Origin of the sequence: Nocardia asteroides, assembly GCA_019930625.1 — a bacterium.
GTDB classification, from domain to species: domain Bacteria; phylum Actinomycetota; class Actinomycetes; order Mycobacteriales; family Mycobacteriaceae; genus Nocardia; species Nocardia sputi.
Map to the genome: position 1 here is coordinate 5,171,792 of CP082844.1, position 11,841 is coordinate 5,183,632.

The 11,841-nt window shown below is 67.0% G+C and carries 10 protein-coding genes and 1 pseudogene; 4 read left to right on the forward strand and 7 right to left on the reverse strand.

From position 1 onward, the window contains the following. Window positions 1-17 precede the first annotated feature (17 nt). Complete coding sequence (locus K8O92_23825; GenBank protein UAK30891.1) at window positions 18-779, reverse strand: DUF4239 domain-containing protein; 762 nt, start codon at window positions 777-779, stop codon at window positions 18-20. A 1,254-nt stretch (window positions 780-2,033) separates the two neighbouring features. Between K8O92_23825 and K8O92_23830 the strand changes: the two genes are divergently transcribed. Both K8O92_23830 and K8O92_23835 read left to right on the forward strand, forming a co-directional pair. After that, window positions 2,034-2,513: a VOC family protein gene (locus K8O92_23830; GenBank protein ID UAK30892.1), complete on the forward strand. Its 480-nt coding sequence runs from the start codon at window positions 2,034-2,036 to the stop codon at window positions 2,511-2,513. Then, window positions 2,500-3,382 (forward strand): annotated as a pseudogene (locus K8O92_23835) (IS5 family transposase). The gene K8O92_23830 and the pseudogene K8O92_23835 overlap by 14 nt, the downstream one beginning before the upstream one ends. Window positions 3,383-3,496: 114 nt before the next feature. On the opposite strand, the gene K8O92_23840 reads toward K8O92_23835, so the two are convergent. The 3 genes from K8O92_23840 to K8O92_23850 form a co-directional block, all read right to left on the reverse strand. Continuing rightward, window positions 3,497-3,916 carry a hypothetical protein gene (locus K8O92_23840; protein ID UAK30893.1) on the reverse strand — a complete coding sequence of 140 codons (420 nt, stop codon included), beginning with the start codon at window positions 3,914-3,916 and terminating at the stop codon, window positions 3,497-3,499. A 138-nt stretch (window positions 3,917-4,054) separates the two neighbouring features. Further along, complete coding sequence (locus K8O92_23845; GenBank protein UAK35907.1) at window positions 4,055-5,614, reverse strand: serine hydrolase; 1,560 nt, start codon at window positions 5,612-5,614, stop codon at window positions 4,055-4,057. Between the two features lie 258 nt (window positions 5,615-5,872). After that, window positions 5,873-7,594 (reverse strand): GMC family oxidoreductase, encoded by a 1,722-nt coding sequence (locus K8O92_23850; GenBank protein ID UAK30894.1) that lies wholly within the window; start codon window positions 7,592-7,594, stop codon window positions 5,873-5,875. Between the two features lie 186 nt (window positions 7,595-7,780). Between K8O92_23850 and K8O92_23855 the strand changes: the two genes are divergently transcribed. Both K8O92_23855 and K8O92_23860 read left to right on the forward strand, forming a co-directional pair. Continuing rightward, the gene (locus K8O92_23855; protein UAK30895.1) at window positions 7,781-8,479 is read left to right on the forward strand and encodes a TetR/AcrR family transcriptional regulator; all 699 of its coding nucleotides are present in this window, start codon (window positions 7,781-7,783) and stop codon (window positions 8,477-8,479) included. Between the two features lie 70 nt (window positions 8,480-8,549). Further along, complete coding sequence (locus tag K8O92_23860; protein ID UAK35908.1) at window positions 8,550-9,530, forward strand: nitronate monooxygenase; 981 nt, start codon at window positions 8,550-8,552, stop codon at window positions 9,528-9,530. A gap of 5 nt (window positions 9,531-9,535) precedes the next feature. Here the strand turns inward: K8O92_23860 and K8O92_23865 are convergent, their stop codons facing one another. The 3 genes from K8O92_23865 to K8O92_23875 all read right to left on the reverse strand — a co-directional run bounded on the left by K8O92_23865 (window position 9,536) and on the right by K8O92_23875 (window position 11,824). Continuing rightward, complete coding sequence (locus K8O92_23865; GenBank protein UAK30896.1) at window positions 9,536-9,730, reverse strand: hypothetical protein; 195 nt, start codon at window positions 9,728-9,730, stop codon at window positions 9,536-9,538. A gap of 43 nt (window positions 9,731-9,773) precedes the next feature. Continuing rightward, the gene (locus K8O92_23870) at window positions 9,774-11,093 is read right to left on the reverse strand and encodes a family 1 glycosylhydrolase (GenBank protein UAK30897.1); all 1,320 of its coding nucleotides are present in this window, start codon (window positions 11,091-11,093) and stop codon (window positions 9,774-9,776) included. A 539-nt stretch (window positions 11,094-11,632) separates the two neighbouring features. Continuing rightward, on the reverse strand, window positions 11,633-11,824 hold the full coding sequence (locus tag K8O92_23875) for a hypothetical protein (protein ID UAK30898.1): 192 nt from the start codon (window positions 11,822-11,824) through the stop codon (window positions 11,633-11,635). Window positions 11,825-11,841 lie beyond the last annotated feature (17 nt).

Sequence of the window (11,841 nt, forward strand, 5' to 3'; positions counted from 1 at the left end):
CGAAAGTGGCCGGAAGGTCACGCCGTGTGCTGGTAGCGGGACAAAGCGAGCTCGAAGGCGTCCTTCGGCACCACGTTCCCGCCGGAGAACGGCTCATCGAGGTTGTAGATCGCCCGGATAACCACACCGACGATGGCGCCGAGCAACGCGGTCGTCACCACAGTGCGCTTGCTGACCTGGACGCCGGAAAGGATGACACTGAGAAGCAAGAGGACCGTACAGATCCACATGGCGAGGTAGAGGAAGCCCGGAACCCGGTAACCGGCGTCCAGCGCACGATCGGCTCGTGCCTGCGCGACCGTGTCGAGGCTGGAAAGAGCACTGGTACGGAGCGCATCGACCTCGGAGTCCGCCGAGTTCACCGCGGCCACCGCGTCGCGCAGAGTGTCGAGGGTGTCCTGGGTGGACTGACTGAGATGTCCATGGTCGGCCATGACGGCCCATTCCTCGCTGAGAACCTGGTCGGTGTAATCGCGCACCAAGCCTTGGACACGCGCGTGGTCGGGCTCGGGCATTCCGTGTGCGGCCCAATACGTGTCGATGAGCGCCTTGGCTTCCGCGATCGTGTGATTGCGTGCGTTGTCGTACTGCTGCCAGGCGATCACCACGATGAATGCCACCACCGCCATGAAGATCGTGTTGATCAGGTTGAGCACCAACGCGCCGACTGTGTCGTCGTCGGTCTGCCGCCACGTCTTCGGGTGTAGGCGGTCCCCGGCCAGGAATACGACCACCGCGACCAACGCGGTGAGAGCAGGCACGAGGAATTCGAAGACCATGCGGCGACTCCGTTTCTGTCTGGAATGGTTCTCGCGACCGCGGCGTCGGTGATGTACACAAAGGCTGGTGCACCACGGGGCCGGTGACGGACCGATCGAGCATCGTTCGGTGCGACGTCGCTATCGATCAGTGCGTCGAGCCGCAGTGCTGCTGCGGCCGGCAGGTTTTCGCAAGGTGGTCGTCGCGGATTTCGAGCGGCCTCAGTTCCGCCGACCAGGCGTGGCGAAATTCCGCGAGCCAGTATCCGGTAGCCCTCGCGCGTCGGCGGTCGGCCGCGACGACGAGACTTCCGCGCAGGCCGGTGCCGTTCGGACAAGCATTTCGATGGTCATGCGTGGTCCTCGCCCCCGAGACGGATACCGAGACGATCGATGATGGTGCTGTCGACAGTCTGCGTTTGTTCGGATCTGATCAGTGGTGCACAGCGAATCTATAGGCGACACGCGCCTGAAAGAACCAGGCGCCGTTGAACTGTCCTGGACGGTGGACCGTTCTGGACGACACCGATAGTAGACTGCGAATCCGTCTGGGTGTGGGGGAATTTCGGAGAAAGACCGCCGAAAGCGTAGGCGCGGGCCACGGAGGGGCCGGCTCAGTGCCCGCGATGCGGCTGTGCGCCGAACGATCGAAGTCCTGTGCTCCTGCCGGTCCGGGTGAGTTCCTGCGCGGCGCGTGGCGGGAGTTCGGCTATGTGCATCTGATGCCCAGCGCTGCGTCGGTGAGCTCGGAGGAAGTGCGGAAGATACGCAACGACAATGCCTTCCGTACCATGTTCGTAGCCGTTACCTCGCATGTTGCGTGAGGCTGGCGAAACAGTCGGCAGAACCTTTGCCACCGGGCCGCAGGTGCCTGATGGGGGTGACGGATCCGGCGGTCCGGGTCCGCGACCCGGTCGGCAGCTACCCGGTACGTTCGATTCTCTGCCATGTGAGCTTCTGGCAGACAGCGGTGGACATGCTGCTGTCTCCGGTCGATCATGTCGTGCTGGATGATGAGCAGCGGGCTGTCGAGCTTTCTTTTCAGGGGACGCCCGATGGTACGGCGTGGCTGCCGGATTCGACCGTTGCCGGGGCTTACCATGATCGGGCTGTGCGACGTGGCGGCGCCGCACGGCGAACGGGGAAGCGGCCCGCTCGGTGTGATCGTGACACCGGGCGGGCCGTTGCGTTCGGCCTGGTCTGCCAGTTCCTGCCGTGTTTGTCGCCGAGTGGCCCGGGTAGCCAACGACGAATGGCTTCGTCAGGAGGTGGAGGATGACTGCGAACAAGAGGGTCGGACAATTGCGTAGCGTCGTGCTGGACTGCCCCGAACCGCGCAAACTCGCCAGGTTCTACCAAGAGTTGCTCGGGGGAGACCTGCTCGAGGACGAGGACGACGACTGGGTGGTTCTGGTCGAGACCTCGGATAGGCGCATCGCCTTTCAGACCGCGCCGCAATACAAACCGCCGCGTTTTCCCGATCCCGAGGCGTCCCAGCAGATCCATTTCGACGTGTTGGTGGACGATATCGCGGAGGCCGAGCCTGCCGCGCTCGCTCTGGGCGCGACGCTCGTCCAAGCCGAAACCGGCGGAGCGTTCCGCGTGTACGCCGACCCCGTGGGGCACACTTTCTGCCTGGTCTGGCTCCCGGGCGCCGCAGCCGGCCTAGGGGGTGTCCTCAAAGTTGCTGCGGCGGATCTGCTTTGTGGCCGGTGGTGTTCTGTTTTGATGTCGCGTTGTGGTGCGCAGGCATGAGTTGACTGATGAGCAGTGGCAGGTCGTGGCGGGGTTGCTGCCGGTGTCGGGGGCCAGGGGCCGCCCCAGGGTGGATGACCGGCGGGTGGTCAACGGCATGTTGTACAAGGCCAAGACCGGGATCGCTTGGCGGGACCTGCCGCAGCGGTACGGGCCGTGGAAGACCGTCTACAACCGGTTCTGGCGGTGGTCGCGCAACGGGACCTTGGCGCTGCTGGTGGCGCGGGTTCGGGTGGTCGCCGAAGCGGTCGCCGAGCTGGATCGGGAGGTGTCGGTGGACTCGACGATCGTGCGCGCGCATCAGCACGCCGCCGGTGCCCGCCGCGGTCGGGTGGTCCATACCGGCGGAGACCGGGTTCTACCCCGAGGCAGGCGACGAGCCCGCTGACCACGCGATCGGCCGTTCCCGTGGTGGACCGACGACGAAGATCCACCTGGCCTGTGACGGGCTGGGGCGGCCGTTGTCGGTCGTGCTGACCGGCGGCAACATCAACGACTGCACCGTGTTCACTCGAGTGCTGGCCGGTATCCGTATGCCACGCCCCGGGCGGGGCCGGCCGTGGACACGGCCACGTCGGGTGCTGGCCGACAAGGGCTACTCTTCACGAGCGATCCGGGAGCATCTGCGCAGACGCGGGATCGCTGCGACGATTCCCGAACGTGCCGATCAGCAGGCCCACCGCCGTCGTCGCGGCCCGGCTGGTGGTCGCCCGCCGAGTTTCGACCCGGTCGCTTACCGGCGCCGCAACGTGGTCGGGCGTTGCTTCAACCGGCTCAAGCAATATCGGGCCATCGCCACCCGATACGACAAAACCGCAACCTCTTACCGCGGCATGCTCGACCTGGCCACCCTGCTCATATGGCTTTGAGGACACTTCCTAGGCGAGTCACCCGAGAAGTGATCGCGCAGTGCGGCGATTATCCTGCACAGGTGACGAGCCGGGCCGCCGCGGTGTCAGCGGATCTGCCGGATATCCGGGCAGTCATTCCGGCGGGGAAGGTCGCCGGATGTCGTCGGCCACAGAGCCCCCCGCAACGTCGGCCGAGACGCCTAGTTCTTCCTCGTAGCGGTGGTCTACCGGCACCCCGTCGCTGTCGGCGGTGATGTCTTTGAGCTTCTGGGTGTCCTCGGTCTCCGGCACCGCGCTCGGCTCGACGTCGGGTTCCTCTTCGGCGAGCCGGTCCCCGATCGGTCGAGGATGGGCTTGCTCCCACGGTGTGACGCCGTACTTCGTGACCCCGGTCCAGTGCTCCGGCGGGTCCATCCCGGCCTCGAGCGGGTCGGAACGCAGTCGGTCTTCGTCGAGATCCTCGGCACTGTTGAGGGCCGCCGGATCGGTTTCCACCGAGTCGGGCGCGCCCGTGTCCTGGGGCGGGTCGTAGGTATCGTTCGGTTCGGTCATCGCTGCCTCCTCTCCTGCATTCAGCGACTTCCCGCAACTGTCTGCAGCAAACCCCCGGAAATGAGCACACAGCGGAGACGAGTGGTCGCGATCACGCGCTGAGGCCCCGGACATCGGCGGTAGGGACGGCGGCGAGCGTCACCTCCGGGTGAAGACGCCGAGGTGTTCGGTGTCGTAGTACTCGAGGGTGAGCTTGTCGCCGGCGAAGGTCGCCTTGGAGACCGAGCCGGGGTTGGCGTTCTCGCCAGAAGGGCTGAAGACGAAAGTATCGCCGTCCCAGTGCTTCAAGGGGAAGGTCATGTTGTTCGGGCCCAAGCTGAGGGTCAGGGCATTGTCGGTGGCGCTGATCGTCGCCGGGCCGTAGTAGGTGTTGTCATAGGTGCCCGCGTACGACGCCGGGGGGCGGGCGGGTGTGGGGTCCGCGGGCGGCTGTTCTCCGGCCAGAGCCCCCGCAGGCGCGCTGAGCGGCTCGAACGCCGTGCGATAGAGGGCGCGCCAGTCCTGCTGGATCCGCCCGAACTGGACCAGGTCGGCGAACTCCGCGTTGAGGGTTTCGGGCACACCGATCGGCGCCGCGTTGGTCAGTGTCACGATCCCGACGTCGGCGGAGGGGATCAGTGTGAACGCGGTACCCGCGCCGAGACCGAACGCCCCCGAGTGACCCAGTACGACCCGGCCCGAGGCGGAATCGCTCACGTTGAAACCGAATCCGTAGAACCCGGCACGCGCGTCGGGCGTACTCGGCGGCGCCGACACGGCTTGTGGGGTGATGGCGGGCAGCAGATCCTCGGGCGGCACCACGACCGAGCCGCCCGCGGAGCCGTTCGCGAGCACCATCGTCATCCATTTGGCCATGTCGGCCACCGAGGAACTGACCCCTCCCGCTGGGGACTGCGCGTCCGGTTGGCGCTGCGGGTTCGCCACCTCGTACTTGCCGTCGACCAGAACGTGCCCCTCGGCACGGTTCGCGCGGGAGGCGAAGTCGGCGTAGCGGGAGCTGGTCGACTTCATCCCGAGCGGGCCGTAGATCGTCCCTTCCGACAGCGTCTCCCAGTCGTCTCCCGCCGCCGCGGCAACGGCGACGGCGGCCGCGGTCAGCCCGAAATTGGTGTATTCGTACGAGTCCCGGAAGGAGCCCAGCGGCAACAGCCGGAGCCGGTCGAGAATCTGCTGACGGTCGTAGCCGAGGTCCTCCAGCAGGTCGCCCGCGTGATCGGGCAGTCCGGAGCGATGCGCGTACAGGTCGCCGACCGTGACGTGCTCGGTGACGTAGGGATCGGCGAGCGCGAAAGACGGCAGCAGTCTGCGCACCGGAGTGTCCCATTCGACGCCCCCCGCGGCGATCCGGCGGGCGACGACCGTCGCTCCCACCGGCTTGGACAGCGACGCGAGCTGGAAGACCGTATCCTGGTCGACCTTCTCCTTGGTGACGATATTGCGGACGCCGAAGCCTTTGCTGTACACCAGTTTCCCGCCGTGGACGACGGCGATCGCCATGCCCGGAATGCCGGACGAGCTGAGTAGGCCTTCAGCAAGTCGATCCAACTCGCCAACGGCATCATCGATGCGTCCGTCCGGGATCGGCACACCGGCGACCTGATTGGGCATCGCCGCGGAACTGGACGGTGTACCGGCACCGGTCGTGTCCGCGTCGTCGCCGCCGCAAGCCGTGCAGGCGAGGAGGGCGGCGGTCGCCATCGCCGCGGGACCGAGCAGTGCGCGCCACAGTGTGCTCACAGGTCGCCTCCTGGCTGTCATAGCGACAAAAGACCAGATAAAGGCTAGTTGAGGTGCGATTGCTGCGCGGGTGGTTCAGCCGTTCTCGCCGGGCGATCGCCGACGTCGCCGGACGCGGCTTCCCCGCATCGGGCGAAGCCGTTGGGAGCGCGGCCGGCGAGGTGGTGAGGCGATCGCCAGCTGCGACGTCGCCGACCGGAATCCGAGATGCGCCCGGTCCTAACCGGCGGCGGGTGTCTTCCGGATCTCTACGATCGGAAGTACCAGCGCGGCGGGAGCATCTGCCGGAACCGCCGGCTTGACCGGCGCGACCGGAGCGATGCGCCGGTATCCCGTGCCGACCGGGGGCCGGGTGTCCACTTCGCCCTTGTTCGGCCAGTACGCCGCCGCGCGCTCGGCCTGCGCGGTGATCGTCAGCGAGGGATTGACGCCCAGGTTGGCCGAGACCGCCGCACCGTCGACGACGCTGAGCGTGGGGTAGCCGTACACGCGGTGGTAGGCGTCGATCACGCCCTGCTGAGCGTCGGCTCCGATCACCGCGCCGCCGAGGAAGTGGGCCGTGAGCGGGATATTGAAGATCTCGCCCCAGCTGCCGCCCGCGATGCCGCCGATCTTCGCCGCGACCCGCCTGGTCACGTCGTTGCCGACGGGAATCCACGTCGGATTGGGCTCGCCGTGGCCCTGTTTGCTGGTGAGCTTGCGGCCGAACAAGCCCCGCTTGGTGTAGGTGGTGATCGAATTGTCCAAGTGCTGCATGACCAGCGAGATGATTGTTCGCTCGCTCCAGTTCTTGGTGCTCAGGAAGCTGAGCAGGTCCATCGGATGCCGCAACACCATGCCCAGGAAGCGCAGCCAGCGCGGGATGCGGCCGCCGCCGTCGACCATGAGCGTCTGGAGCAGGCCCATGAAGTTGGAGCCTTTGCCGTAACGGACGGGCTCGATGTGCGTGTCCGGGGTGGGATGGATGGACGAGGTGATCGCGACGCCCTTGGTGAAGTCTTGGCCCGGCTTCACCTTCTTGGTGGCCGCGCCGACGATCGATTCCGAGTTGGTGCGCGTCAGCACGCCGAGTCGATCGGACAGATCGGGCAACACGCCTTTGTCACGCATGGCGAACAGCAACTGCTGGGTTCCGCGTGTGCCCGCGGCGAGCACGACGTGCGCGGCGGTGAACGTGCGCGGCTGCTTGCGTATCCAGGCGCCGGTGCGGGCGGTGGACACGTCCCAGGTGCCGTCGGGGTGTGGACGCAGCTCGGTGACAGTCGTCATGGGAATGACCTCGGCGCCGGCCTTCTCGGCCAGATAGAGGTAGTTCTTCACGAGGGTGTTCTTCGCGCCGTACTTGCAGCCCACCATGCAGTCGCCGCATTCGACGCAACCGGTGCGCTCGGGGCCGGCCCCGCCGAAGTACGGGTCGGGCACGGTCTTTCCCGGTTCGCCGAAGAACACGCCGACGGGGGTCTGCACGAAGGTGTCGCCGACGCCCATGTCGTCGGCCACGGCCTTGAAGACTTCGTCGGCGGGCGTCATGTGCGGATTGCGTACCACGCCGAGCATCTGCTGCGCTCGTTCGTAGTACGGGGTCAGTTCGTCGCGCCAGTCGGTGATGTCACGCCACTGCGCGTCCTGGAAGAACGGCTCCGGCGGCACGTAGAGAGTGTTCGCGTAGTTCAACGACCCGCCGCCGACACCGGCGCCGCCGAGGATCAGCACGTTGCGCAGCGGATGGATGCGCTGGATCCCGTAACAGCCGAGCGCGGGCGCCCAGAGAAACTTCTTCACGTCCCAGCTGGTCTTGGGCAGCTCGTCGTCGGCGAAGCGCCTGCCCGCCTCCAGCACGCCGACTTTGTACCCTTTCTCCACCAGCCGGAGCGCGGTGACGCTGCCGCCGAACCCCGAACCGACGATCAGCACGTCGTAATCCGTCGTCCGCTGGTCCATGTGGAACTCCTCGATCGTGTCGCCAGTGACTCGGATAACACTACTCTCGGGTAAGTAACGGTTCGCAAGTCGGCCGGAACCGGCCCCATCGGTCTGATAATCGGTTCGCCGACGGTCCCTCGTCCCGGTGTAGAGCGGTGCTCTCAACAGTTGACATCGCTCTCTGGAGCGCGCATGGTTTCTGCTATGCCGACCACACCCCGCGCCCGCGCCAGGGCCCAGACCATGGACGACATCATCCGGATCGGGCGAGAACACCTGGCGACAGACGGCGCCGCGGCACTGTCCCTGCGTGCGGTGGCGCGTGATCTCGGCGTGGTTTCCTCGGCCGTCTACCGCTACGTCCGCAGTCGCGACGAGCTGCTCACCATGCTCGTAGTGGACGGTTACAACGCACTCGGTGACGCGGTTGACAACGCGCTGGCCGAGGCAGGGGACGCGCCGATCGATAGGCTGCGGGTCCTCGGGCGCACGGTGCGGGGGTGGGCGCTGGCCGAACCCGCCCGCTATGGGTTGCTGTTCGGCACCCCGGTTCCCGGCTACGACGCGCCCGCGGCCGAGACCGTCGCACCGGGCACCCGGGTGATCGCCACGATGCTGACGCTGTTCGCTCACGCCTACGGAGCGGACGAACTCACGGCCCCTATCAGGGAACCGCGGATATCCGCTTCTCTCGCGGACAATTTCGGGCGGATCCGTGACGAATTCCGGCTCGAATTGCCGGACTGGCTGGTCGTCCGCGGCGTGACCTTCTGGGTCGGCCTGTTCGGTGCGGTGAGCGCGGACGTCTTCGACATGTACGGCCCCGACACCTTCACCGATCGCGACGAGCTGTTCGAACTGCAACTCGACGGACTGCTGGACATGCTGGGGCACCGCGGGTGATCGGCAACCGGGACAACGGGGGAGTCCGCGGCCGAGCACAACGGCGTGTGTTGGGATGGAACGCGTGACGATGCCAGGCGAACCGTCTGCGGTACCCGACCTGAGCGCCGCGACCGCGTGGGCGCGTCGGATGGGTATGCGCATTCCTCTGGTCAACGCGCCGATGGGCGGCGTGGCGGGCGGGCGGCTCGCCGCAGCGGTGACCGCGGCCGGCGGACTCGGCATGATCGGGATGGGCAGCGCCGGGTCGGTTCGCGCGCTGGAACTGGAGTTGCCGCACCTGGGCGGCGTCGAAGGCCCGTTCGGCATCGGGCTGGTCGATTGGGTCGTCGCCAGGGAACCACGACTGCTGGAGGTCGCGATCGAAGCACGTCCCGCGCTGATCTCGGTCAGCTTCGGCGAGAACCTGGATTGGGCCGCCCGGGTCGCGGCCGCGGGGATCGCCTCGGCCACCCAGGTCTACAGCGGGCAGGACGCGCGGCGTGCGCAAGACGCGGGCATCGGCGTCCTCGTGGCCCGTGGCGTGGAGGGCGGCGGGCACGGCGCCGTGAACGCGGCGCTGCTCCCGCTCCTCGACGAGGTGCTGGACGTGGCCTCGGTCCCGGTGCTCGCGGCCGGCGGCATCGGCGCACCGCGGGATCTCGCCGCCGTCCTTCGCGCCGGGGCGAGCGGCGCATGGCTCGGTACCTGCCTGGCGGCCTGCACGGAATCGCTGCTGTCGGATGCGGGCAGGCAGGCACTGCTCGACGCCCGCGGCACGGACACCGTGCTCACCCGCGCCTACGACGTGGGGATGGAACTGCCCTGGCCCGCGCGATTTCCCGCGCGGGTGCTGCGCACCGGATTCACCGATCGGTGGACCGGACGGGAAGAAGAACTCGCGACGGATCGGTCGGCCAAACACACGCTCGCCGCCGCGCTCGCCGTGGACGATCCGAAGACCGCGCCGATCGACGCGGGGGAGGGCGTCGGAATGATCACCTCCGTGGAACCGGCGGCGCGGGTGCTCGAACGGCTGTGGTCGGGTGTGACCGGTCCGGTCGGGAGCTGAGCGGTTCAGTCCTCACTGCTGGTCCGATCGCCGAGGTAGCGGATCAGAGCCGGATCGGCGGACACCACCCGCTCCACTTCCTCGCCGCCGGTGCACTGGTAGAGCGCGACGGTGACCGAACCGGATCGGCGGCCTGTCACCCGCCAGACCCCACCCGAATCGGTCCAGCGCCGCAGGGTCGCGACGGGATCGTCGGTCATCGTCCACCTCCACTCGGTGGTCTACCCGCCTTCGGCTTCCGTGTCACCGCGGCACGGTGACGGGGTCGGAGCAGCTGGCGGGCCCGTCGACGAACGAGCAATCCTTCGGCGTCCGCGTCGGTCGATAGTCCGGCGCGACGCCACCGGCTCGCGTGATAGCCGTGTACGCGGCCACCGCGTCCGTCGGCTTGCGCGTCAGTGCCGGATCGGTGAGAACGTCGACGGTGTAAAGGCCGAAACGTGGTGTGTAGGAACCCCACTCGTAGTTGTCGGTGAGACTCCAGTAGTTATAGCCCATCAAATTCATGCCGTCGGCTTTGGCGCGCTGGAGCCAGTAGACGGTGTCGCGGAGCGAGTCGGCGCGCCCGTAACCGTCCGCACGCGGTAGGCCGTTCTCGGTGGGCATGCCGTTCTCGACGATATAGAGCGGCTTTCCGGGGAACTGGCGCGAATAGTGCTGCAGCGCATAGTAGATGCCTTCTGGCTGCATCGGGTTCTTCCACAGCTCGGTGAAGTTCACGGTGGTGGTGAGAGTGTCGGGGGAGAGGCCGTAGTAGTAATCGATGCCGATGTAGTTGAGCTTGGCGCCGATCTTGTCCACCAGTGGCTTGTTCACCAAGTCCTCGGCGCCCGGGATGTAGGCGACGTTGCTGGTCACCATGGCGTCGGGCTGCACCCGGTGGATGTGGTCGTAGATGCTGTTGTGCGCCAGCGCGATTCGATCCTGCATCGCCGGCGCCGCGGTGGGCGGAAGTCCGCCGTGTCGCAGTTCGTTCACCAAGTAGAAGGTCGGCTCGTTGAAGGTTACCCACAAGGGCCGGTACGGGGCGTAGCGATCGACGACGGCGCGCGCGTTGGCCAGCCAGTCCTCGACGATGCCCGGGTTGTTCCAGCCGCCGCGGTCGACCGCCCAACCCGGGTAGACCCAGTGGTCGATCGTGAGCATGGGACGCATGCCCGCGGCGGTGATCGCCGCGACGAGATCGTCGTAGAACTTCAGTCCGTCGGGGTCCCACTTGCCCGGCTCGGGCTGGAGGCGAGCCCACTCGATGCCCACGCGGTACACCTTGACGCCCAGGCCCGCCGCCAAGGCGATGTCCGAGCGATAGCGCGTGTAGAAGTCGATCGAATCCCGGTAGGGGTCCGTCGTTTTCCCGGACGCGACGTAGCGAGACCAGTTGCTGTCCGGGGCGTGGCCCTCCGATTGGTATCCCGACGCGGCGACGCCCCAGAGAAAGTCCGGGCCCATCGGTGCGACCACAGGGGGTGGCGCGGGCCGGGCGGCCGCCGGAGCGGCTCCTGCGAGAAATACCGCGGTGACAGCCACGACGGCAGCCAAGGCGTGGCGGCGATGTGAACGCATCGAACTCCTGTTGCCGGAGTGGTGACCGGTACGCGTGGACCTCGGGCGCACTGGGCGGAGAGTGGATACCACGGGGGACAGGGTAACTGGTCACTTGTCCGTTTTCCTGAAGTCGGGGAGGGGTTATAGGGAGCGGGCGAGTAGGCGTGCCTGAAGCTGGTCGAGGAAAGTGCGATGTGGCCGTCTCGGGATAGCCGGTCGAGAAGCGCCTGAATTTATATGTCGAAACGTAGATATGCGCATCTAACAATGCCAATCCCACAAACAAACACCACGCTGTGAAACAATCGTTTCAACACCCAAAAAGCCTGGATCGGGCAACTACTTACCGAGCTTGCTGCTCGAGCGTGGATGTCTGTGCGCACCCCATACGATGCAACGAATCGACCGCCGCCGCTGCTATCGGCAGCGCCGGGCGGTCGTGCGGGAAGGACACAGTGGGAACAGACAGGCCCGTGCGCGCATTGGACAGCGGGGTCGCGCTCGAAGTGCTGAGCGATGGTCTGCGCCGAGCCGAGTGGCCACAGGCCGATGCGGTGTTACGGCAGGCCGGTCCGGCGGTGTGGCCGGAGTTGACCGACTTGGTCGTGGGCGGCGCGGACGACAGTGCGCAACGGGCGGGCGCTGTACTCGGATTTCCCCGTGTCACCGACGAAGTCCGGCTGCAAGTAGCGCACCTGCGAGACGAGGATCCGGACGCGCGCCGCCTCAGCGCGGAGGTACTCGGACATCGCGGCGGCGATGCTGC